The sequence below is a fragment of the Sagittula sp. MA-2 genome, assembly GCF_030126985.1.
Classification (GTDB): Bacteria; Pseudomonadota; Alphaproteobacteria; order Rhodobacterales; family Rhodobacteraceae; genus Sagittula.
Genome location: NZ_CP126145.1, coordinates 2,146,442 through 2,169,397, shown reverse-complemented (window position 1 = coordinate 2,169,397; position 22,956 = coordinate 2,146,442). Strand labels below are relative to the sequence as shown.

22 protein-coding genes are annotated in these 22,956 nt (G+C 67.5%); 11 read left to right on the top strand and 11 right to left on the bottom strand.

Annotation, left to right across the window (positions count from 1 at the left end):
• Positions 1–82 precede the first annotated feature (82 nt).
• From QNI11_RS10520 to QNI11_RS10500, 5 genes are all read left to right on the top strand, one after another.
• Positions 83–1,303: an MFS transporter gene (locus QNI11_RS10520; RefSeq protein WP_283983374.1), complete on the top strand. Its 1,221-nt coding sequence runs from the start codon at positions 83–85 to the stop codon at positions 1,301–1,303.
• A gap of 610 nt (positions 1,304–1,913) precedes the next feature.
• Positions 1,914–2,999, top strand: a complete 1,086-nt coding sequence (locus QNI11_RS10515; RefSeq protein WP_100930513.1) for a TRAP transporter substrate-binding protein — start codon at positions 1,914–1,916, stop codon at positions 2,997–2,999.
• A gap of 138 nt (positions 3,000–3,137) precedes the next feature.
• A complete protein-coding gene (locus tag QNI11_RS10510) occupies positions 3,138–4,058 on the top strand; it encodes a TRAP transporter small permease subunit (protein ID WP_100930514.1) in 921 nt (306 codons plus the stop codon).
• A gap of 13 nt (positions 4,059–4,071) precedes the next feature.
• Entirely contained in the window at positions 4,072–6,435 is a 2,364-nt protein-coding gene (locus QNI11_RS10505; protein WP_283983373.1) for a TRAP transporter large permease subunit, read from the top strand.
• Between the two features lie 234 nt (positions 6,436–6,669).
• On the top strand, positions 6,670–6,954 hold the full coding sequence (locus QNI11_RS10500; protein WP_283983372.1) for a hypothetical protein: 285 nt from the start codon (positions 6,670–6,672) through the stop codon (positions 6,952–6,954).
• Positions 6,955–6,958: 4 nt separating this feature from the next.
• Here QNI11_RS10500 and QNI11_RS10495 read toward each other — a convergent pair whose 3' ends face one another.
• The 5 genes from QNI11_RS10495 to QNI11_RS10475 form a co-directional block, all read right to left on the bottom strand.
• Positions 6,959–7,771 carry an arginyltransferase gene (locus QNI11_RS10495; RefSeq protein WP_100930517.1) on the bottom strand — a complete coding sequence of 271 codons (813 nt, stop codon included), beginning with the start codon at positions 7,769–7,771 and terminating at the stop codon, positions 6,959–6,961.
• A 203-nt stretch (positions 7,772–7,974) separates the two neighbouring features.
• Entirely contained in the window at positions 7,975–8,418 is a 444-nt protein-coding gene (locus QNI11_RS10490) for an RDD family protein (RefSeq protein ID WP_198521771.1), read from the bottom strand.
• Between the two features lie 104 nt (positions 8,419–8,522).
• Positions 8,523–8,969 carry a DUF2852 domain-containing protein gene (locus tag QNI11_RS10485; protein WP_100930518.1) on the bottom strand — a complete coding sequence of 149 codons (447 nt, stop codon included), beginning with the start codon at positions 8,967–8,969 and terminating at the stop codon, positions 8,523–8,525.
• A gap of 304 nt (positions 8,970–9,273) precedes the next feature.
• A complete protein-coding gene (locus QNI11_RS10480) occupies positions 9,274–9,741 on the bottom strand; it encodes a YbaK/EbsC family protein (RefSeq protein ID WP_283983371.1) in 468 nt (155 codons plus the stop codon).
• Positions 9,742–10,329 (bottom strand): NAD(P)H-dependent oxidoreductase, encoded by a 588-nt coding sequence (locus tag QNI11_RS10475; RefSeq protein ID WP_283983370.1) that lies wholly within the window; start codon positions 10,327–10,329, stop codon positions 9,742–9,744. It abuts the gene before it with no gap.
• Between the two features lie 64 nt (positions 10,330–10,393).
• Here QNI11_RS10475 and QNI11_RS10470 point away from each other — a divergent pair, with 64 nt between their 5' ends.
• Both QNI11_RS10470 and QNI11_RS10465 read left to right on the top strand, forming a co-directional pair.
• Positions 10,394–13,159 carry a glutamine-synthetase adenylyltransferase gene (locus QNI11_RS10470; RefSeq protein WP_283983369.1) on the top strand — a complete coding sequence of 922 codons (2,766 nt, stop codon included), beginning with the start codon at positions 10,394–10,396 and terminating at the stop codon, positions 13,157–13,159.
• Positions 13,156–13,413, top strand: a complete 258-nt coding sequence (locus QNI11_RS10465) for a hypothetical protein (RefSeq protein WP_283983368.1) — start codon at positions 13,156–13,158, stop codon at positions 13,411–13,413. Before QNI11_RS10470 ends, QNI11_RS10465 begins: the two co-directional genes overlap by 4 nt.
• 97 nt (positions 13,414–13,510) lie before the next feature.
• Here QNI11_RS10465 and eda read toward each other — a convergent pair whose 3' ends face one another.
• Positions 13,511–14,158 (bottom strand): bifunctional 4-hydroxy-2-oxoglutarate aldolase/2-dehydro-3-deoxy-phosphogluconate aldolase, encoded by a 648-nt coding sequence (eda, locus tag QNI11_RS10460; protein ID WP_283983367.1) that lies wholly within the window; start codon positions 14,156–14,158, stop codon positions 13,511–13,513.
• Between the two features lie 79 nt (positions 14,159–14,237).
• The gene (edd, locus tag QNI11_RS10455; RefSeq protein ID WP_283983366.1) at positions 14,238–16,043 is read right to left on the bottom strand and encodes a phosphogluconate dehydratase; all 1,806 of its coding nucleotides are present in this window, start codon (positions 16,041–16,043) and stop codon (positions 14,238–14,240) included.
• 237 nt (positions 16,044–16,280) lie between these two features.
• Here edd and QNI11_RS10450 point away from each other — a divergent pair, with 237 nt between their 5' ends.
• From QNI11_RS10450 to QNI11_RS10435, 4 genes are all read left to right on the top strand, one after another.
• Entirely contained in the window at positions 16,281–16,973 is a 693-nt protein-coding gene (locus tag QNI11_RS10450; RefSeq protein ID WP_283983365.1) for a DUF6778 family protein, read from the top strand.
• A gap of 47 nt (positions 16,974–17,020) precedes the next feature.
• The gene (locus tag QNI11_RS10445) at positions 17,021–18,241 is read left to right on the top strand and encodes an RSP_2647 family RNA methyltransferase (protein WP_283983364.1); all 1,221 of its coding nucleotides are present in this window, start codon (positions 17,021–17,023) and stop codon (positions 18,239–18,241) included.
• A complete protein-coding gene (locus QNI11_RS10440; protein ID WP_283983363.1) occupies positions 18,238–18,777 on the top strand; it encodes an RSP_2648 family PIN domain-containing protein in 540 nt (179 codons plus the stop codon). Before QNI11_RS10445 ends, QNI11_RS10440 begins: the two co-directional genes overlap by 4 nt.
• Positions 18,778–18,878: 101 nt before the next feature.
• Positions 18,879–19,973, top strand: coding sequence for an ABC transporter ATP-binding protein (locus QNI11_RS10435; protein WP_283983362.1), 1,095 nt, complete (start codon positions 18,879–18,881; stop codon positions 19,971–19,973).
• Between the two features lie 2 nt (positions 19,974–19,975).
• Here the strand turns inward: QNI11_RS10435 and QNI11_RS10430 are convergent, their stop codons facing one another.
• The 4 genes from QNI11_RS10430 to fumC form a co-directional block, all read right to left on the bottom strand.
• On the bottom strand, positions 19,976–20,209 hold the full coding sequence (locus QNI11_RS10430) for a ribbon-helix-helix domain-containing protein (RefSeq protein WP_283983361.1): 234 nt from the start codon (positions 20,207–20,209) through the stop codon (positions 19,976–19,978).
• Entirely contained in the window at positions 20,206–20,379 is a 174-nt protein-coding gene (locus QNI11_RS10425) for a DUF4169 family protein (protein ID WP_283983360.1), read from the bottom strand. Before QNI11_RS10425 ends, QNI11_RS10430 begins: the two co-directional genes overlap by 4 nt.
• A 41-nt stretch (positions 20,380–20,420) precedes the next feature.
• Positions 20,421–21,386 carry a serine hydrolase gene (locus tag QNI11_RS10420; RefSeq protein ID WP_283983359.1) on the bottom strand — a complete coding sequence of 322 codons (966 nt, stop codon included), beginning with the start codon at positions 21,384–21,386 and terminating at the stop codon, positions 20,421–20,423.
• 134 nt (positions 21,387–21,520) lie between these two features.
• Positions 21,521–22,915: a class II fumarate hydratase gene (fumC, locus tag QNI11_RS10415; protein WP_283983358.1), complete on the bottom strand. Its 1,395-nt coding sequence runs from the start codon at positions 22,913–22,915 to the stop codon at positions 21,521–21,523.
• Positions 22,916–22,956: the final 41 nt, after the last annotated feature.

Here is a 22,956-nt window from a genome sequence, read left to right as displayed (position 1 = left end):
GGGCAGGGCGGCCCGGAATGCGGCTTCCGGTCCGGGGCGCGGCGCACTAGCCTGCGGGAAACACCGGCATGAGGGGCAGGACATGGCAGGCGCATTGATCCGGGAAAACCGCAACTACCGGCTGCTGATCTCGGCCAGCGCGGTGTCGAACCTTGGCGACGGGATCGGCATGGTGGCGCTGCCCTGGCTCGCGACGCTGCTGACGCAGGACCCGGTGCTGATCGCCGCCGTCGCCACCGCGCAGCGCCTGCCGTGGACGCTGTTCGCGCTGCCTGCGGGCGTCTGGACCGACCGCTCCGACCGGCGGCTGATGATGGTGCGCGCCGACCTCGTGCGCGTGGTGCTGATGGGGCTGACGCTGGGCATGGTCCTGTCGCCGGTGCAGGAGGGCGGGATCTGGGCGCTGGTGCTGATCGCCTTCCTGTTCGGCACGGCGGAGGTGATCCGCGACAACGCCGCCCAGACGGTGCTGCCCTCCATCGTGCCGCATGATGCGCTGGAGCGGGCCAACGGCCAGATGTGGAGCGCCGAGCAGGTCACGGGGCAGTTCATCGGGCCGCCGCTGGCCGGGCTGCTGATCGCCTCGTCCATCGCGCTGCCCTTCGGGGCGGATGCGTCCTTCTACGCCATTTCCGCCGCGCTGGTCTGGCTGATCGCGCTGCCGGCGCGGCCGGGCGGCGCCGCGGCGCGGTTCTGGCCCGCGCTGGTGGAGGGGCTGGCGTGGATGCGCGCCAATCCGACAGTGCTGCGGCTGGCGGTGATGCTGGGCATCATCAACGCGGTCTTCACCGGCGGCATGACGGTACTGGTGCTATATGCGCAGGAGGTGCTGGGGATGTCCTCGGCAGGCTACGGCCTGCTGCTGACGCTGGGCGCCTGCGGCGGCGTGCTGGGCGGATTGACGGCGCCGCGCGTGGCGGGTCGGCTGGGGATGCGGGCGGCGCTGCTGGTGGCGCTGGTCCTCTTCGTGGCGGTGCACCTGATGCTGGGTCTTTTCGCATCGCCCGTGGTGGCGGGGCTGGCGCTGTTCACCGAGGCGCTGGGGGGCATGTTGTGGAACGTGGTGACGGTCAGCTACCGCCAGCGGCTGATCCCGGATGCGCTGCTGGGGCGGGTGAACTCCGTCTACCGCTTCCTCGGCTGGGGCGCGATGCCGCTGGGGGCGATGGGGGCCGGGGCGCTGGTCTCGGTGCTGGAGCCGGACATGGGCCGGGCGGTGGCGCTGCACGCGCCCTACCTGCTGGGCGCGGCGGTCAGTGCGGGTCTGCTGGTCTACGCCGTGGCGCGGCTGCGGTTCGAGTGACCCGGGCGCCAACAGGACCAAGGTGAAGCTGCCGGGCGGGTCATTGCCGTGGAAGGCCTTGTCGTGAAGGCGTTGTCGGGCTGGCGGTTCGGGCCGCTTGCCGGGACAGCCCGGCCGCCATCGGGGGAATGCGCGATGGCGGCCGGTGTGCCCCGTCGCAGGTCCTGGCTATGCAGGCGCTGCAGACAGGAAACCGCCGTTTCGTGAGTGGTGGCAGGGAAGGCATCCAGCGGTCCGGTCGTCGAGGGGGAGGGGAACTCTGGACGCGGGATGCGCTCCGGCGGCGGTTGTGGAGGGACAGGTGAAATATGGCTGGCTGTTCAAGGGTTTCAAGGCAGCCTCCGCGGGCCGTAAAGGTATGGTTTGAATACATCAAATCGTAACACAGATTCGCGCATGAGTGAAGTTCACCGCCGCGATTAGTTTACCATAGGTTGTATTTCGGGGGCAGGTTCCCGTCACGAGCGGCATTTTCGGGTCATTTATCCGGCCCGTCTGCGCAGTAGTGGGTATTTCCAACCCCGGGAATCGTACCTAGTCTGCCTCCACTTTCAACGATCCGCGCAGAGTGGGGAGCCCTGCGCATCAAGAACAATCTGGGAGGATTTCAATGGATCGTCGTTCTTTTCTTCGCGCGTCCACCGTGGGCGCGGGCGCTGCAGCTGCGTCCACGCTGGCCGCTCCGGTCTATGCACAGGGCCAGCGCACGCTGACCATGGTGACGTCGTGGCCGCGCGGTTTCGCGGTTCTCGATGACGCGGCGCAGTACCTCGTGAAATTCGTCGGCGAGCTGTCCGACGGCAACCTGACCATCGACCTGAAGGCCCCGGGCGAGCTGGTGGGCGCGTTCGAAGTGTTCGACGCCGTGTCCTCGGGCCAGGCCGACATGTACCACGCCGCCGACTACTACTTCATCGGCCAGCACCCGGGCTTTGCCTATTACACGGCCGTGCCGTTCGGCGGTACCGCGCAGGAAATGGTGAACTGGTACTACCACGGCGGCGGCCAGGAGCTGCACGACGAACTGGGCATGATCTTCAACCTGAAGGGCCTGATGGCGGGCAACTCCGGTTCGCAGTCGGGCGGCTGGTTCCGCAACGAGATCAAGTCGGCCGACGACTTCAACGGCCTGAAGTTCCGCATGCCGGGCCTTGGCGGCCAGGTGCTGGGCAAGCTGGGCGCATCGGTCCAGAACATCCCGGGCGGCGAGTTGTACCAGGCTTTGTCCTCCGGTGCCCTCGATGGTCTGGAGTGGGTCGGCCCGCTGGCGGACGAGCGCGCCGGCTTCCAGGAAGTGGCGAAGATCTACTACACCGCCGGTTTCCACGAGCCGGGCTCCGCTCTGTCGGCGAACGTCAACCTCGACGTCTGGAACGACCTCAGCGACACCCACAAGGCGATCCTGAACTACGGCTCCATGGCGACCACGCACTACCAGCTGGCCGAGACGCTGGCCAACAACGGTGCGGCGCTGGCGCGTCTGCAGGCGCAGGGCGTGAAGACGCTGCAGTTCTCGGACGACGTGTGGGACGCCTTCGGTGCGGCGTCGAAGGAAGTCATGGACGAGAACATGAACGACGAGCTGTTCGCCAAGATCCGCAACTCCTTCGAGGAGAGCCTCGCGACCTCCGCAAGCTGGATCAACAAGTCGGACGGCTTCTACGTGCAGCAGCGCGTGCGCGTGCTGGGGCAGTAACCGAGACCGAACGGGTGACGGGGCCCCCTGCGGGGGGCTCCGTTTCCGCATCCGGGCGCTGCGCCTCGCGCGCCGCGCCCGTCGTGCCGCAGGCGGTCCGAAAGGGGCCGGCGGCCACCGGGACAATTGGGGGTCATCATGGACGAGACCGCGGCAGGCGGCGGGATTCTGAGCGGGATCGGTTGGGTCCTGCAGAACATCGCCATGTCTTTCTACAACCTTGGGTACGCCATCACCCATCCGGCCAGCTGGCTGGACTGGAGCGATCAGACGGCCATCATGCGCTTCATCTACTACGGCGCCTCGGTGGAGCTGTGGTTCATCGTCGTCACCTTCTTCCTCGTGCTCTTCGCGATCGGCCTGTGGAAGCGGTCCTTCCTCTGGGGCGTGGTGATCGGGCTTGAGTTCTTCGGCAACTGGGTCGGGCGCTTCTTCGCCTGGGCGGGCCTCCTGATGGTCCTGCAGCAGGTGATCATCGTCTTCATCCAGCGCATATTCGCGCGGCCGGACATCGTCGTGGGCTTCGGCATCCCCATCGGGTTCGACATCTCGTGGTGGGCGGAAGAGCTGAAGCTTTACAACGCGATGGTGGTGGCACTGTGCCTTGCCTACACCTTCATCCAGGGCGGCCACGTGCGGGTCGACCTCGTCTATTCCGCGGTCAGCTTCCGCACCAAGCGGATCATCGACATGGCGGGGTCGCTGTTCTTCATGATCCCCATGGCGACGCTGATCTGGCTGTATACCTGGTACTTCCAGTGGCGGTCGCTGATCGTGCCGCCGGTCAATCCCACCGATCCGCTGGACCGGCTGGAGATGAAGGCCCGCGCGCTGCGCTGGAACGTGGAGACCATCGGGTTCAGCCCCAACGGCTTCACCGCCTACTTCCTGTTCAAGATCCTGATGGTGATCATGGTCGGCATGATCTTCATCCAGGCATGGACCTTCTTCTTCCGCTCGTACCTCGAGTTCGTCGAAGGAGAGGAGTCGGAGGGCAAGTACCTCGACAGGGACAAGGTGGAAACGGGCGAAGAAGCCTACGACCACGCCGAATTCTGAAGGATCGAACAACATGCTATTCGGACTTGATGGCGTCGAGATCGGACTGATCATCGTCTTTCTGACGCTCTTTGCCGCGATCCTTTCGGGCTTTCCGGTGGCGTTTGCCATCGGTGGCGCAGGGGTCATTTCCTTCGGGATCATCGCCGCGCTCGACAGTGCCGGGATCCTGATCCACCAGGCGATGGACACGTCCTCGCAGCAGTACCGGGATCTGGTCGCCTCCGGCGTCAACCCGTCGAACATATCGATCTTCCGATACCCCGAACTGCCAAGGGTGCCCACGGAGTCGATCTTTCCCGCCGGCGGCTGGGAAGAGGGGCTGAAGCGCACCGTCGCGGGCATCACCAACCGCATCAACGAACGCGTCATCGCGGGCCAGTCCATCGAGACGCTGCTGGCGGTGCTGATGTTCGTGCTGATGGGGATCGTGCTGGAACGCTCGAAGATCGCCAACGACCTGCTGACCACCATGGCGCGCGTCTTCGGCCCGCTTCCGGGCGGTCTGGCGGTGTCCATCGTCGTGGTGGGCGCGTTCCTTGCCGCATCGACCGGCATCGTCGGCGCGACCGTGGTCACAATGGGCCTGCTCGCCCTGCCGACCATGCTGCGCAACAACTACTCGCCGGAACTGGCGACGGGGGTGATCGCGGCGTCGGGTACGCTGGGTCAGATCATTCCGCCGTCCATCGTCATCGTTCTTCTGGGGACGCTGGCGGGCGACCTTTACGCCACGGCGCAGGACGCCCGGGCGCAGGCGGCGGGCTGTACCGACGCGCTGACCTTCCTCGGCAAGCCGGCGGTGGTCTCCGTCGGCACGCTGTTCCAGGCGGCGCTGCTGCCGGGCATTCTTCTGGCGTTCCTCTATGCCGCCTATGCCTTCGGCTACGCGATGCTGAAGCCGCACAAGGCGCCGCCGGTCATGGCCGAGGACAGCCACAACGAGCCGGTCACGCGCGGTGAGGCCTTTACCTGGTACCTCGGCGTTCCGATCCTGCTGGTCGCAGGCACCATGGTGCTGGCGCAGCTCAACATCGTCGGCAGCCAGTCGTTCACGGTTAACAGCTTCTCCGACACCGCGGCGACCGCGTCCCTGCGGACCAACGTGAGCGATGCCTGCAAGACCTCGATGATCGAGCTGCACGGGCAGGAGGCCTGGGACCGCGCGGTGGCCGAGCAGACGGCCATCGACGAAGCCGGCGGCATCCAGGAAAGCGTCCGGCGCTCCCCGGAAGAGATCGCGTCGATCCGCGCCGGGATGATTTCGGACGCGGCCCCGATCGGTGTGGGCATCGCCACGCTGGCGGTGATCTTCGGCCTGATCCTCGCGGTGGCGCGCGGCGTGTCCCCGTCCTCCGATCCGCGCCCGTTGCAGATCGGCGCCTTCGGCGTCGTGCTGGGCCTGCTGGTGGACTGGCTGCTGCTGCGGCCGACCACCTCGGCGGGCATGACGGTGGTGCTGATGGCGATCCCATGGGCGATCACCCTGTTCGGCGTCGCCTATGGTTTCAAGCTGTTGTCGAAGAACGAGCTCCTGCGCGTGGTCTTCCCCCCGCTGGTGCTGATCGTGGCGGTGCTGGGGTCGATCCTGGGCGGCATCACCAACCCGACGCCCGCCGCGGCGCTCGGGGCGGCCGGTGCCATCATGCTGGCGGCCTATCGCAAGCTGGGCGACCAGGGCCGCAGCCCGAAGGTCATCATCTGGACCACGCTGGCCGTGATCGGGATGATCCTTATGGGGATGAACTTCGACCTGCGGATCAACACCGAAACCGTCAGCATCGAAACGTGGGTCGCCTTCGTCTTCACCTACATCCTGTGGCTCTACGCGCTGTTCGGCCTGCTGTTCTCGTGCTGGGTGCTGTTCACCTCGGGCGTGCTGACGCCGGCGGTGCGGGAGACGGCCAAGGTGACGTCGATGGTCTTCACCATCCTCATCGCCTCGCAGCTTCTGAACCTCGTGGTGATCTCCTTCGGGGGCGAGCATTACATCCAGGAGTTCCTCAAGAGCTTCGACGATGTGCGCACGGTGTTCATCATCGTGATGCTGGTGCTCTTCGTGCTGGGCTTCGTGCTCGACTTCCTCGAGATCATCTACATCGTGGTGCCGATCGTCGGCCCGGTGATCTACGGCGCGCATTTCGATCCGAAGTGGGTGACGATCATGATCGCGGTGAACCTTCAGACCTCGTTCCTGACACCGCCTTTCGGCTTTGCGCTGTTCTACCTGCGCGGCGTGGCGCCGAAGGAGGTCACCACCGGGCACATCTACCGCGGCGTGATCCCCTTCGTGATCATCCAGGTGGTGGGGCTGCTGCTGCTGGCGGTCTTCCCGGGCGTGGTCACCATCGTTCCGGCGCTGCTGGGCAGCGGCTGACGTGCACCGGGATGACCCGTGAAAAAGACGCCCCCGCGGATCACCGCGGGGGCGTTTTCGTTGCGGCAGGGGAAGTGAGGGCGCCGCGCCACATCTGCCACATTCTTTTAGGTTGAGTTAAAGTTCGCCATAAAATTGTATGATTGTGTGCGCTATGTTTTCCCAATCGGGTGCCACGCTGGCATCGTTCCGGGCGCAGACCCGGGCGGAAGACAATAAGACGAGGATACGATCATGTACGCATCACGCATCGCAGGCACGGGGCGGAGACAGGCCCGCCCGGCAAATGGCCCGCAGGAGAGCCGCGGCCCGGTCCGCGCGTACGGACTGACCGGCCCGGTGCACCGCCGGGGCAGCACGCGCCACGACAGGCACCTGATGGAGATGGACGACCCGGCGGCATGGCTGATGGAGCCCGCGACCGAGTTCCACGCGGTGGCCCGGCGCGCGGCGCGCGGGGTGTTCCTGCTGGCGGTAGGGCTTCTGATGACACCGGCGGTCCCAGCGTTCCTTGGCTGAAGGGTCAGCCGCGCCCGTCGGGGAAGGAGATGTTGGCGACCTGTTCGGCGATGGGATCGGTGGACAGAGGATGCGTCTCCGCCTCGTAGGCGGTGGGGTCGGTCAACCGCTCCCAGCGGCCCTGTCGGTAGATCTCCAGCGCGTCGAACTGGGCCTTGTAGCCCATCTTGTCGGACCCCGGCACCCAGTAGCCCAGGTAGACATAGGGCAGGCCGGCCTCGCGCGCGATGTCGATGTGGTCGAGGATCATCCACGTCCCGAGAGAGTTCTTCGCCTGCGATGGCTCGTAGAACGAATAGACCATGCTCAGCCCGTCATCGAGCATGTCGGTCAGGCAGGTGGCGATCAGGTCGCCCGTCTCGCCGTCGAGGTATTCGATCACGCGCGAGCGGATCGGCGTCTCTTCGATCATGGCGGCGAATTCGAACACGTCCATGTCGGCCATGCCGCCCTGCGCATGCCGCTCGTCGAGGTAGCGGCGGAACAAGTCGTACTGGTCTTCGGTGGCCCAGGGGCTGGTCGCGCGGCGTTCGAGGTGGGCGTTGCGCTTCAGCGTGCGCTTCTGCGAGCGGGACGGCTTGAAGTTCTGCACGTCGATGCGCGCCGACAGGCAGGCCGCGCAGTCGGAGCAGGACGGCCGGTAGAGCACGTTCTGCGAGCGGCGGAACCCCTGTTTCGACAGCGAGTCGTTCAGTTTCTGCGATCCTTCGCCCTGCAGCGCGGTAAAGAGCTTACGCTCCATCCGGCCCTCGAGATAAGGGCAGGGCTGCGGAGCGGTGACATAGAATTGCGGTGCAAGCGGCAGCGAGTGGCGCATGGTGGTGCCATTACTCCGGGATGTTTAACGAAACGGTAACAACGATCATGCCGCCCGCCAACCCCCACTTATGGGCAGGAAGGCATTAGGACAATCTTTACTGATCAATTGGTTAACTGAAGGTTAATTGGTTCGGTTCCCGGGAAGGCGGCGCAAAAGTGATTCTTCCGGACCCCTTCTGCGAGGGGTCCGGAAGCTGCGGGTCACGCCCGGCGGTTGAGGGCGACGGTGCCCAGCACCATGTCGGTCAGGCCCTGGCCGCGTTCGGAGGTTGCCATCAGCACGACCGAAACCACCTGGATGATGAAGGTCGACATGCTGATCGTGTAGCCTAGGACGTGCAGGAAAGCCTGTCCGCCGTCGAGCCGTTCGCCCCATGCGTTGCGGAACTCGATCGCCATGAGGCGCATGCCCCAGGTGGCGGAACCGCCCGCCAGCGTCATCCAGCGGTAGAGGAAACCCACCGCGAGGAAGATCAGCGGCATCATGAACAGGCCGACGATAGTCACGGTGGAGATCACGAGGGTCACGAGCGCGATCAGCACCACGTCGACGATCCAGGCGAGGAAACGCTTCACCAGAACCCCGTCGTAGAAACCGGCCTGACGCTCCGGGTCGGGCAGGTGGGACATCGGTTCGGTGTACATGCGGGGCTCCTGTAGGGTGAGATCTGTCATCAGTTTACCAGCGGTGGGGACGGGACAAAAGGGAAGCGCCCTCGGGGGCGCTTCCGGATGGCTGCGGGGGACGCTCAGGCGTCTTCGTCAACCGTCTTGGCGGACTCGGCGGCGCGCTTCTCGCGGTCGTTCATGAACTGGTCGAACTCCGCCTTGTCCTTGGCTTCGCGCAGACGCTCGAGGAAGGATTCGAAGGCTTCCTGTTCCTGTTCCAGCCGGCGCAGGGTTTCCTGCTTGTAGGCGTCGAAGGCCATGTTGCCCGAGGGCTTCATTGCCGCCCACGCGGTGTGGCGGTGGGATTGGAAGTGCTGTTTGCGCTGTGCGCATCCTTTGCCGAACATGCGTTTGCTCCAGATCATGTAGGCCAGAAGGCCGAGGCCCACGGGCCAGAAGAAGATGAATCCGAGGACCATGGCCGCGATCCAGGCGCCTTTGCCCTTGTGATCGAGCCACGCCTCGGCCCGGGTCAGCCAGCCTGCGTTGGCGGGCAGATGGGTCGTTTGGTAAGCGGCGGTGGTCATGTCTCTCTCCGTTTGGAAGTGAATGTGAATGTCTTTCACATGACATGAGATCGGGATTGCCGGGCGGCTTATCAAGAGGCGATGTGAAGGTTTTTTACATTTTGGCGCGGAATTTGCGGGGTGATGTGCGGATGGTAAGCGAAAACAATGGGTTGTGGTGCGTGCTGGTGTGATTTTTGGGGTTTTGCCATGGTCATTTGGCATGCCGAAGCCCGCGCCGGACGCGGTTTTCCGGCGGTTTTCGGGGGTTCGAGAACCGGAAAAACCCGCCCGGCTGGCCGCCGCAGGGCGTTCCGCGCGTGCCTCAGAGCGTGAAGTCGGCCGTCTCCGCGCCGGTCAGGCCGGGCAGGCGCCTGGGGTCAATCGGGAAGACGTGGCGCGGTGTGCCGGCGGCTGCCCAGGCCTCCTCGAACGCCAGAAGGCGCGGGTCGAGCCAGGCGCGGATCGGGTTCAGGTGGCCGATGGGGGCGACGCCGCCGATGGCAAAGCCGGTCTGCGCCCGGATCAGACCGGCGTCCGCCTTGCCCAGCGGTTCGCCCGCCAGCGCCGTGGCCTTGTCGGCACAGACGCGGTTGCCGCCCGCGGTCAGGAAAAGCACCGCCTCGCCCGAGGTTTCGGCGCGGAAGATGATCGACTTGGCGATCTGGTCGACGTGCACGCCGACGCTGTCGGCGGCTTCCTGCGCGGTGCGGGCCTGTCCGACCTCGCGGATGTCGGGGGTGAGGCCTGCCGCCTCGATGGCGGCGCGGACACGTTTGAGGCTCTTGCTCATTCAGGGCTCCGTGGGAAAGAGGTGGGTGGCCGCGCGGGTGAGGCGGGTCTCGAAACGGTTCAGGCGGGCGTGCGTGACCTTCTCGGCCCCGTTGAGGGCGAGGAAGCGGAACCGGGCCTTCGGCGCGCAGGGTTTGAAGACACCGTATTTCAGCGCGCGATACACCGGGCGGCGGGCCACAAGGCGGTCGTACCACGCGGGCGCGCCCATGGTGGTGACCGCCAGCACGGACTTCAGGCGGGGCAGGCCGGGGTGCAGCGTGCGGTGTTCCGGGTCGTGGGCGTAGGCGACGCCGGGCAGGAAGGTCCGATCGATCCAGCCCTTGAGGATCGCAGGCAGGCCGAACCACCATGTCGGGAAGACGAGGATCATGCCGTCGAAGGTCTTCAGCCCGGTCTCGTCCTCGAAGGGCGTGCTGTAATAGGCGCGCCGCTCGTCGGCGGTCAGGGCGGGCGCGAACCCTTCGGCATAGAGGTCGCGCAACGTGACATCGTGCCCGCGCCCTGTCAGATCGCGCGACAGGCGGTCGGCGAAGCGGTGGCTGAGGCTGTCCTTCAGCGGGTGGGCTATGACCATGAGCAGGCGCATGGCCGTCTTGTCTCAGAGCGCGCAGGGCTTGCCAAGCCGCTGATGTCATGAGCATCTGCCAGACATGACGCTGGAAAGCCGCATCACCCGCCTGCCACGCCCCTTCGATCCCGAGAAGGGGGAGGAAACCCTGTCGAGCGCCCCCTGGGCCAGCGGCGCCGTTGCAGACCTGCTGCGCGGCACCGGCGGCTCCTCGCCCTATCTCAAGGGCCTGATCGCCCGGGAGGGCGACTGGCTCGAAGAGGCTGCGGGCGACATGGAGGCTGCGCTGGCCACGGTACACGCCGGTCTGCGCGAGGTGGCGCCCGATACGCTCGGCAGCGCGCTGAGGCAGGCGAAGCGGAGGATCGCCCTGCTGACCGCGCTTTGCGATCTGGCCGGCGCGTGGGAGCTGGAGGACGTCACCGGCGCGCTGAGCGATTTCGCCGACCTGGCGGTCACGCTGGCGCTGCAGGCGGCCGTGGGTCACGAGATCCGGCGCGGCAAGCTGCCCGGCATGAGCGCCGACGATGTGGAGACGGCGGGCGGTGCGGCGGTGCTGGCCATGGGCAAGATGGGCGCGGGAGAGCTGAACTATTCCTCCGACATCGACCTGATCTGCCTCTTCGACGAAACCCGCTACGACCCCGACGACTATTTCGAGGCGCGCTCGGCGCTTGTGCGCGCCACGCGCAAGATGTCGTCGATGCTGAACGATCCCACGGGCGAGGGGTATGTCTTCCGCACCGACCTGCGGCTGAGGCCCGATCCTTCGGTGACGCCGGTCATCATGGCGATGGAGGCGGCGGAACGGTATTACGAGAGCTTCGGGCGCACCTGGGAACGCGCGGCCTATATCAAGGCGCGGCCCTCGGCGGGGGACATCCCGGCGGCGGAGCGGTTCCTCGCCGCGCTGAAACCCTTCGTCTGGCGCAAGCATCTCGACTTTGCGGCGATCCAGGACGCGCATGACATGCGGCTGCGCATCCGGTCGCACAAGCGGCTGCACGGGCCGGTGACGCTGGCCGGGCACAACATGAAGCTGGGGCGTGGCGGCATCCGCGAGATCGAGTTCTTCACCCAGACGCGCCAGCTGATCGCCGGCGGCCGCGACCGGGACCTTCGTGTGCGAGGCACGGTGGAGGGGCTGCGGGCGCTCACCGCCAAGGGCTGGGTGCCGGAGGATGTCTCGGAAAAGCTGGTCCGCCATTATCGCGCGCACCGCGAGGTGGAACACCGCATCCAGATGGTCAACGACACCCAGACCCACGACATGCCGACCAGCGAGGAGGGGCTGAACCGCATCGCCTGCCTCATGGGCCGTGACCTGGCCGACCTGGAGACGGAGATCGTCGACCGCCTGACGGAGGTGCATTCCCTGACGGAGGGCTTCTTCGCCCCCGACTCGTCTGCGCCCTGCGCCGAACCGGAGGTCTTCGAGGACAGCGACCTGCCGCGCCGCTGGTCGACCTATCCCTGCCTGCGCTCGGAACGCGCCCAGCAACTGTGGCAGCGCGTGCGGCCGGAGATCCTGCGCCGCCTCGCCGCCACCGCCCGGCCCGAAGAGGCGCTGGCCGCCTTCGACGGTTTCCTGAAAGGGCTGCCCGCGGGCGTGCAGTTGTTCGCGCTGTTCGAGGCCAATCCGCAGCTCGCCGACCTGCTGGTGGACATCGTCGGCACCTCGCCCGACCTTGCCGTCTACCTCGCGCGCAACGCGTCCGTGCTGGACGCGGTCATCGCCGGGGATTTCTGGAGCCAGTGGCCCGGCCGGACCCGGCTGGCAGAAGAGCTGTCGCGCGTGCTGGAGGCCGAACCGGACTACGAACGGCGCCTCGACCTTGCGCGCCGCTGGGCCAAGGAATGGCACTTCCGCGCAGGCGTGCACCTCCTGCGCGGCATGATGGCGCCGGAGGAGGCGGGCCGCGCCTATGCCGACCTTGCCGAAGCCGTGCTGGCGGCAATCTGGCCGGTGGTGCAGGAGGAATTCGCGCTGAAACACGGCGCGCCGCCGGGACGCGGTGCCGTGGTGCTGGGGATGGGATCGCTCGGGGCCGGGCGGCTGCACGCGCGCTCCGACCTCGACCTGATCGTGATCTACGATCCGCAGGACGTCGAGAGCTCGGATGGCCGCAGGCCGCTGCCCTCGCGCACCTATTACGCGCGGCTGACGCAGGCGCTGGTGACGGCGATGACCGCGCGCATGTCCGAGGGGCGGCTCTACGAGGTCGACATGCGGCTCCGTCCCTCCGGCAACCAGGGGCCGGTGGCGACCTCCTGGGCGTCTTTCCAGCGCTACCAGCAGGAAGAAGCCTGGACCTGGGAACACCTCGCGCTGACCCGTGCGCGGGTGATCGCAGGCCCGCGCGACTTCGCCGACGACGTGGAGGCCTTCCGGCTGGACCTGCTGGCCGAGCCGCGGGACCGCACGAAGGTGCTGTCGGAGGTGGCCAGCATGCTGCGCCGGATCGAGGCGGCAAAGGGCGGCTCCGGCCCGTGGGACGCCAAGATCGGCCCGGGCCGGATGCAGGAGATCGAACTGATCGGGCAGGCGGCGGCGCTGACCGCCGGCAAGCCGGTGCGCCAGACGCCAAGGGCGCTGCGGGCGGCGGACTGGCTCGACAGCGGCCCGCTGGTGGCGGCCTACGAACTTGCCTGGTCGCTGCAGATCGGCGCGCGGCTGGTCAGCGACAAGCCCCTCAACCCCGACACGCTGGGCGCGGGCGGCTGCGCCTTCCTGCTGCGGCTGACCGGGCACGAGACCCTCGACGCGCTGCGCGGGGAACTGGACGCGCGCACCGCGCGCGCCGCCGGCATCATCCGGGCGGTCCTGCCCGAAGGAGAAGAGACATGAACGACGCGGACCCCAAGGGGCTGATCCGGGAAGCCTACCGGATCGAGGGCATCACGATCGAGGAATGCCGGTCGATCTTCTTCGACTGGGCGCTGTCGCTGCCGGTCGACACCGAGACAAGCACGCTGATCGCCGCCCTGCTGGAGGAGTACGGCCAGGAGGGCCACCCGATGACGGAAGTCCTGCGCGAAGGACAGCACGGCATGGCTGCGCCGAAGCGGCGCGGCGGATGGCGTTCGCGCCCGCGCAACTGATCGCGGGTCTCCCCTTCATCTTGGCAGAAATACCTCGGGGTCCGGGGCAGAGCCCCGGCGTGTCGGATCGGCGTCAGCCGATCCGACACGGAACGCTTCACGCAGGGCGCGGCAGGGCCGCGGCCTCGCGGGCCAGCGCCTCGATCCCGTCCCAGTCGCCCGAAGAGACCATGTCCTTCGGCGCCACCCAGCTGCCGCCGCAGCAGAGCACGTTCGACAGGCCGAGGTAGTCGCCCACGTTCTTCATCGACACGCCGCCGGTGGGGCAGAAGCGGACCTGCGGGATCGGCGCGCCGATGGCCTTGAGCGCGGGCACGCCGCCATTCGCCTCCGCCGGGAAGAACTTCTGCACGGTATAGCCGCGCTCCAGCAGTTTCATCGCCTCCGACGCGGTGGCGGCACCCGGCAGCAGCGGCAGGTCGGCGGCCTCGCAGGCGTCGAGGATGCGGTCGGTGGCGCCCGGCGAGACGCCGAACTTCGCGCCTGCGGCCACGGCATTTTCCACATCCTCGGGGGTCAGCAGCGTGCCCGCGCCGACCACGCCGCCCTCGACCTTCGCCATCTCGGATATCGCGTCGAGCGCCGCGGGGGTGCGCAGCGTCACCTCGAGCACGGGCAGGCCGCCCTTGACCAGCGCCTCGGCGAGGCCGCGCGCCTTCGAGGCGTCGTCGATCACGAGAACCGGGATCACCGGGGCGAGGCGGCAGAGGCGCTCGCTTTCGCGGCTGGCGTCAGCTGGGGTCATGGGGAGCGTCCTTTTCGAGTATTTGTGAAGCAGAGAAGCAGGGGGCGCGCCCTTGCCGGGGCCGGGCGCGCCTTTGGGGTCAGACGACCACGGCTGCGCCGTTCGAGGCAAGCCCCACGTTGGCGCGGAAGGCGGCGAAAAGCTCGCGTCCGACGCCGTGGCCGTTGCCTGTGAGGTCGGCGGTCACCGGTTCGCGGTCGGCGAAATCGGGGGCGAGGTTCTCGAGCGTGCCGTTGGTGGCGTCGAGGCGGACGATGTCGCCGTTGCGCACGCGGGCGAGCGGGCCGCCGTCTGCCGCCTCGGGCGAGACGTGGATCGCGGCGGGCACTTTGCCGGAGGCGCCGGACATGCGCCCGTCGGTCACCAGCGCCACCTTCAGGCCGCGGTCCTGCAGCACCGCGAGTGTCGGCGTCAGGCCGTGCAGTTCCGGCATGCCGTTAGACTTCGGACCCTGGAAGCGGACGACGACGATGGTGTCCTCGGTGAACTCGCCCGCCTTGAAGGCCAGCTTGACGGCTTCCTGATCCTCGAAGACACGTGCCTTCGCCTCGATCACGTGGCGTTCGGGGGCGACGGCGGAGACCTTGATCATGCCGTGGCCCAGGTTGCCCTTGAGCTGCTTCAGGCCGCCGGTCTTCTGGAACGGGTCGGTGGCCGGGCGCAGGACCTTGTCGTTGTGGGTCTGGGTCGGGCCGTCGCGCCAGGTCAGCTTGTCGTCCTTCAGCTCGGGCTCGCGCGTGTAGGGGCGCAGGCCGTCGCCGATCACCGTCTTGACGTCCTCGTGCAGGAGGCCCGCGTCAAGGAGTTCGCCGATCATGTACTGCAGCCCGCCCGCGGCGTGGAAGTGGTTCACGTCCGCAAGGCCGTTCGGGTAGACCTTGGCCATCAGCGGCGTCACCGAGGAGATGTCGTCGAAGTCCTGCACCTCGAGCGCGATGCCCGCGGCGCGTGCCATGGCGGGCATGTGCAGCACGAGGTTGGTCGACCCGCCGGTCGCCATCAGCCCGACGATGCCGTTGACGAAGGCCCTGGCGTCGAGGATCTCCGACACCGGGCGGTAGTCGTTGCCGAGCGCCGTGATCTCGAGCGCGCGTTCGGTCCCGGCGACGGTCAGCGCGTCGCGCAGCGGCGTGTTGGGGTTCACGAAGGACGCGCCGGGCAGGTGCAGGCCCATGACCTCCATCAGCATCTGGTTGGTGTTGGCGGTGCCGTAGAAGGTGCAGGTGCCCGGCCCGTGGTAGGAGGCCATCTCGGCCTTCATCAGTTCCTCGCGGCCGACCTCGCCGGTGGCGAACATCTGGCGGACCTTGGCCTTTTCGTCGTTGGGCAGGCCGGTGGGCATCGGGCCCGCGGGCAGGAAGACCGAGGGGATGTAGCCGAAGGTTGCCGCGGCGATGATCAGCCCGGGCACGATCTTGTCGCAGACGCCGAGGTAGAGCGCCGCGTCGAAGGTGTTGTGCGAGAGCGCGATGCCTGCTGCCAGCGCGATCACATCGCGGGAGAAGAGCGAGAGTTCCATGCCGACCTGGCCCTGGGTGACACCGTCGCACATCGCCGGAACACCGCCCGCCACCTGCGCGGTGGCGCCCTGCGCGCGGGCCGCCTTGCGGATCAGGTCGGGGAAGCGTTCGAACGGCTGGTGGGCCGAGAGCATGTCGTTGTAGGCGCTGACGATGCCGATGTTGGGCGCGTGTTCGGTGGCGAGCCGGTCCTGGTCCTGTCCCATGGCGGCATAGGCGTGGGCCTGGTTGCCGCAGGTCAGGTGGGCGCGGCGCGGGCCTTCGTCGGCGGCGCGCGCCATGCGGTCGAGATAGGTGGCGCGCATGCCCGAGGAGCGTTCCTCGATACGGGCGGTGACGTCGGCGATGGTCTGATTGAGGGTCATGGAACGAGTCCTTTCCGGCTCCGGTTTCCGGTCTTCCGCGATACATAGACCGGTTAGCGCTAACGGTAAACCCCGTGATCCGTGCGGCCCATCAGGTTGACGTGTCGACGAAAGACCCTGCTGTCGCCCAAATGGCGCCACGTTCCGGAGCAAAACAACGTTAACAGCGGCCTTCGGGCAGCGACAGGGCAGAACGGCGCTTCGGGAGCAGCGAAGCGGCACAGAAGGGCGAAAAAGATGCGGATTGCACGGTTTGTTCTTGGGCTTGGGATGATGGCGGCGCTTGCGGCCTGCGGCGAGATGCCCGGCCGCGCACCGTTCGAGGCGATGCCCGGCGGCGAGGTGACCCGCGCCTCGACCATCCAGATGGAGCGCGCGGCCCCGGTTGCGGCGGTTGACGCCCCGGTCCTGCAGGGCGGCATGAAGCTGGTGGAGTACGAGTTCCGCGTGCCCGAGGCGCTCAGCGTGTCCGAGGCGAACCTGTACCTGCCGATTGCCGACATCGTCTGGCGCGGCGACGCGCCCGGCAACCGCAAGCAGCAGGTGGCGGCGATGTTCCAGGCGAGCCTCGAGAAGGCCCGCGCGGGCGCGCCGGCAGAGGGGCGTCCGGTCAAGGCCATCATAACGCTGCACAAGTTCCATTCGCTGACGGAGAAGGCCCGCTACACCACCGGCGGCATCCATACGGTCGTCTTCGACACGACCCTTGTCGATGCCGCAACCGGTGCGGTGCTGGTGCAGGGCCGCCGGACCCGCGCGGATCTGGAGGCCTTCGGAGGGCGCCGCGCGATGGCGGCAGAGCGGCAGGGCCTGGGCATGAAGGTCCGCCTGATGGCCCATCTGGACCGCGTCATGGCGGCCGAGGTGTCGACCGCGGGGGGCTGGCGCGACAAGGGCCGGACGCTGACGCGGGCACTCGATCAGATCTGAATTTCAACCGCTTCATTCTTGGGAGAAAGCGGGGTAAGGCGGGGGTCATGACGACCTCCGCCTCGCCTGATTCCGGCTCCGCATCCGACCGTCCCGTCCTGCGCCTTCTTCCGAAGGCCAACGCCCGCGCCATCCGCCGCGGCGCGCCATGGGTCTTTGACAACGAACTGGTGATGGATCGCCGGACCCGGGGCATCGCGCCGGGCACCATCGCCACGCTGGAGGACCACGAGCGCAAGCCGCTGGCCACGGTGGCGGTGAACCCCGGCTCGAAGATCGTGGCGCGGGTGCTGGACCGCGAGATCGTGGAGGTTGGCACCGACTGGCTGCGGGCGAAGGTCGCCAAGGCGCTGTCGCTGCGCGAGCGGCTGTACGATGCGCCGTTCTACCGGCTGATCCACGCGGAGGCGGATGGCTTTCCCGGCGTGATCGTGGACCGTTTCGGCGACACGCTGGTGGTGCAGCCGAACGCCGCCTGGGCCGATGTGCGCCTGCCGGAGCTGGCGGACGTCCTGGCGGAGGTCACGGGCTGCGCGAACATCCTCAAGAACGCGTCCGGGCGCGGGCGCGCGCTGGAAGGGCTGGACGATGCCGATGCGGTTCTGCTGGGGGCGGCGCCCGACGCGCCGGTGCCGGTGGTGATGAACGGCGCGACCTACATGGCCGACCTGACCGGCGGCCAAAAAACAGGTCTGTTCTACGACCAGCGCGACAACCACGCCTTCGCAGCCCGGCTGGCGGCGGAGGGATCGGTGATCGACGTCTTCAGTCATGTCGGCGGTTTCGGGCTGGCGGCTCTTGCGGGCGGTGCGCGCGAGGTGCTGTGCGTCGACGGTTCCGCCCCGGCGCTGGAACTGGCGCAGGCAGGGGCCGATGCGATGGGCGTGGCCGACCGTTTTGCCACACGGCAGGGCGACGCCTTCGACACGCTGACGGCGCTGCAGGAAGAAGGCGCGCGCTATGACGTGGTGGTCTGCGACCCGCCCGCCTTCGCGCCGTCGAAGCAGGCGCTCGACAAGGGGCTGCGCGCCTACGAACGGATCGCGCGGCTGGCGGCGCCGCTGGTGGCGGAGGACGGGTATCTCGTGCTCTGCTCGTGCTCGCACGCGGCGGACATGACAGCCTTTACCGGCGCGTGCCTGCGCGGCATCGGCCGGGCCGGGCGGCGGGCGGTCCTGATCCATACCGGGCAGGCGGGGGCCGACCATCCGCTGCTGCCGCAGCTGGCGGAATCGGGCTACCTGAAGGCGCTGTTCTTTCGGCTGTGAAGGTCGTCCTCGACACCTGCGTCCTGTTTCCCACGGTGATGCGCGAAGTTCTTCTGGGCGTGGCCGGGGCCGGGCTTTACACGCCGCTCTGGTCGGAACGCATCCTCGAGGAATGGGCCCGCGCGGCGCGCAAGCTGGGACCGGGCGGAGAGGCGCAGGCACGGGGCGAGATCGCGCTGGTCCGCGCCGCATGGCCCCGGGCCGAAGTGACCTGGCCGCCGTCGCTGGAGGGGCGCCTGTGGCTGCCCGATCCGGCGGACGTGCATGTACTGGCGGCGGCGGTCGCGGGCAGCGCCGACGTGATCGTGACGATGAACGCCTCCGACTTCCCGCGCAACGTGCTGGCCGAAGAGGGCCTGAGCCGCACCGATCCCGACGCCTTCCTGCTCGGGTTCTGGCAGGCCTCGCCAGACGCGGTGCAGGGCGTGGCAGAACAGGTGCTGACGGAGGCGCGGCGCCTCTCCGGCGACGACTGGGAACTGCGCGCGCTTCTGAAGAAGGCCCGTTTGCCGCGTCTTGCCAAGGCCTTGGCCTGACGAGACCTGGCACGGGGGACAGGGTGCCCTTGCAGTACACGGCGGGTCGGTCTAGAGGTGCCTGAAACCCGATAAAATCCCTCGGACGTTTTGGGGCAGACGTGACGACACCGCCAAGGCTAGAAATCCGCGACCTCGTGCGCCGCTTCGACGGTCAGACCGTGGTCGATCACGTGTCGCTGCAGATCGCGCCGGGGCAGGTGACATGCCTGCTTGGTCCTTCGGGCTGCGGCAAGTCGACGACGCTGCGGATGATCGCGGGCGTCGACATGCAGGACGAAGGCACCATCCACGTCGACGGCAAGCTGGTCTGCGACACGGTGTTCCGCGTGCCGCCCGAGCGCCGCTCCATCGGGCTGATGTTCCAGGATTTCGCGCTGTTCCCGCATCTGAGTGTCGGGGAAAACGTGGCCTTCGGGCTGAAGGGCGGCCGGTCGGAGAAGCGCGCCACGGCGGAGCGGCTTCTGGATCGGGTCGGGCTGCGGCATTACATCGACCATTACCCGCACCACCTGTCGGGCGGCGAGCAGCAGCGCGTGGCGCTGGCCCGGGCGCTGGCGCCGCAGCCGAAGATCATGCTGATGGACGAGCCGTTCTCCGGCCTCGACAACCGGCTGCGCGACGGTATCCGCGACGAGACGCTGGATCTGCTGAAGGAGGAAGGCGCGGCGGTCCTGCTGGTCACGCACGAACCCGAAGAGGCGATGCGCATGGCCGACGAGATCGCGCTGATGCGCGACGGGCGGATCGTGCAGCAGGGAGCGCCCTACAACATCTACAATGCGCCAGTTGATCGCGAGGCTGTAGCATTCTTCAGCGATGTCAATGTCCTGCGGGGAACTGTTGAGGGGGCGCTGGTGGACACGCCGTTCGGTCACTTCCTTGCGCCGGGCGTGGCGGATGGCGGCGCGGTGGAGATCGTTTTCCGTCCGCAGCACGTATCCATCGACTTCGACCGCTCCGGCAAGGGCCCGAACCCGACGGAGATCGCCGGCACGCCTGCGCGCGGCGTCGTGCAGCGGGCGCGGTTCATGGGATCGGAAAGCCTCGTCGAGTTCGTGATGGATCACGACGGGCAGAAGCTGATCGCCACCGTGCCCAACGTTTTCCTGCCGAAGACGGGCACGCCGATGTGGCTCAGCCTGCGGCGCGACCGTTGTTTCGTGTTCCCCGTAATGGGACGGAAACGCGCCTGATTTCAGACTCTTGCGTCGCGTTCTTCGACCAGTTTGCGAAGGATGTAGACGCGGATGGAGGAGGCCAGCCCGACCTCCGGGTCGCGCGCCTCGTCGATTTCGGAGGCAAGCGCGTTCAGGGGCTTGTCCATCTCGGCCGCGATGCGCCGGAATTCGGTCCAGAAGGCATCCTCGAGCGAGACCGAGGTGCGGTGGCCCTTCAGGGTCAGCGACCGCTTGACCGGGCGGCCCGTCATTCCCGTTCGTGCCCGTCGAGGTCGCGCCGCTCTTTGTCGGTGCGCGCCTTGGCCAGCGTTTTCTGCGCCTTTGTCAGGCCGTGCTGCGCGGCGTTGGCGTCGCCCTCGCGGCGTTTCTCGTCGCGGGACTTCTGCTTGCGGAAGCGGTTCAGGTTGACGACCTTGCTCATGACGCGATCCTAGCTGGCTTCGTGGCGGCGTTCCATGGGTTTCAGACGGACAGGACCGGGCCGTCGAGCAGGTCCATCAGCGCCCCGAAATACCCCTGCGACCGCGCGGGCCGGTTCGGGTCGGAGGTGATGGCGGCGGCGATGTCCCGGTCGGCGTGAAAGGCGATGATCTGCCCGCCGTAGCCGCGCGCCAGCGCCCAGCCGGTGGGGCTCAGGAACCAGCCGTAGCCGTAGGACAGGCCGGAGTAGGGCGAGCGGGTCAGTGGCTGGACGGAGGTTTCCACCCAGTCGGCGGGGATGACCTGCGTTCCGTCCCAGACGCCGCCGTCGCGCATCGTCAGCGCAACGCGCAGCATCGCCCGGGGCGTCAGCGCCATCTGGTTGCCGCCGAGGTAGTAGCCCTGCGGATCGCGGGTCCATGGCGGGATGTCGATGCCCAGCGGGCGGCCCAGCCGGGTGCGGGCCTGTTCCAGCAGCGTGAGGCCGGTCGCCTCTGCCAGCGCCGCGCCGAGTACATGGGTCGAGCCGGTGGAATAGAGCATCCGCCCGCCGGGTTCCGCCACCATGGGACGGGACAGCGCGTCACGAACCCAGTTGGACGAGGCGACCCATGCGCCGTAATTGGGGCCGGAGGTCCGCTCCAGCCCGGCGCGAAGGCTGGCGAGGTCACCGAGCGTGATGTCGGCCACCTGCGGGTCGGCACCGGAGGGGATCAGACGGGGCGCCACGTCGCCGAGGGTGGCGTCCAGCGCGACCTCGTCCCGGTCGATGGCGCATCCCAGCAGCAGCGCGACCATGCTTTTCGAGCAACTCTTGATATTGGCCAGCGCGTCGAGGCCGGGGCCGCGATAGGCCTTTTCATGGATCAGCGTGTCGCCTTTCCGGACGAGGATCGCGTGGAACTGGTCGTGCGCCTCCGCGAAGGCGGCGAAGGGATCGTCCTGCGCCCATGCGCGGGAGACGAAGGGCAGGGCCAGGGCGGAGGCGAGGAGGGTTCGACGTTGCATCCCCCTGAAATCGGCGGAAATCGCCTGAGGTCAACGGATCGCGGCTCACGATTGCGCGGGTCAGAAGTCGGGCGAACGAGAAACGCGCGCCCGGAGGGGGGCGCGCGTCGGTGTCTTTCCGCGTTGCGGCAAGGTCAGTCCTTGGGGCCGATCATGTCCTCGGGCCGGACGACGCGGTCGAAGGTTTCCTCGTCCACGAAGCCGAGCGCGATGGCCTCTTCCTTGAGGGTCGTGCCGTTCTTGTGGGCAGTCTTGGCGACCTTGGTGGCGTTGTCGTAACCGATGGTCGGCGCCAGCGCCGTCACCAGCATCAGCGATTCCTTCATCAGTTTCTCGATCCGCGCCTCGTTGGCCTCGATCCCGACCACCATGTTGTCGGTGAAGGCAGAGGCCGAGTCGCCCAGAAGCTGCATGGATTGCAGGACGTTGTAGGACATCATCGGGTTGTAGACGTTCAGCTCGAAGTGGCCCTGCGAGCCCGCGAAACCGACCGCCGCGTCGTTGCCCATGACATGGGCGCAGACCATGGTCAGCGCCTCGGCCTGCGTCGGATTCACCTTGCCCGGCATGATCGAGGAGCCGGGCTCGTTCTCCGGCAGGATCAGTTCGCCCAGACCCGAGCGCGGGCCGGAGCCCAAGAGGCGGATGTCGTTGGCGATCTTGAAGAGGCTTGCCGCCACGGTCTTCAGCGCGCCGGAGAACATCACCATCGCGTCATGCGCGGCCAGCGCCTCGAACTTGTTCGGTGCGGTGACGAAGGGCAGGTCGGTGATCGCGGCGATGTTGGCTGCGACCGTCTCTGACCAGCCCTTTTTCGTGTTGAGCCCGGTGCCGACGGCGGTGCCGCCCTGCGCCAGTTCGTAGATGTCGGGCAGGCAGGCCTCGACCCGTTCGATGCCCTTCTTGACCTGGTGGGCGTAGCCGCCGAATTCCTGGCCCAGCGTCAGCGGAGTGGCGTCCTGGGTGTGGGTCCGGCCGATCTTGATGATGTCCTTGAATTCGGCGGACTTCGCTTCGAGCGCGGCGTGCAGTTTCTTCAGGCCGGGCAGCAGGACGTCGCGCGCCTGCATGCCGATGGCGACGTGCATCGCGGTCGGGAAGGTGTCGTTCGACGACTGGCCCATGTTGCAGTGATCGTTGGGGTGGACGGGGGACTTGGACCCCATCTCGCCGCCCAGCATCTCGATCGCGCGGTTGGAGATGACCTCGTTTGCGTTCATGTTCGACTGCGTGCCGGAGCCGGTCTGCCAAACCACCAGCGGGAAGTTGTCGTCGAACTTGCCCTCGATGACTTCCTGTGCGGCGGCCATGATCGCGTCGGCGATCTCGGGCGTCATGGTGCCGAGCGACTTGTTCGCCTCGGCGCAGGCCTTCTTGATGACGCCGAGGGCGCGGACGATCGGCACGGGCTGCTTTTCCCAGCCGATGGGGAAGTTCATGATCGAGCGCTGGGTCTGCGCGCCCCAGTACTTTTCGGCGGGCACTTCCAGCGGGCCGAAGCTGTCGGTCTCGGTACGGGTGGCGGTCATGGGCGACTCCTGCATTTGTATGCGATTGCATGCCGATTAAA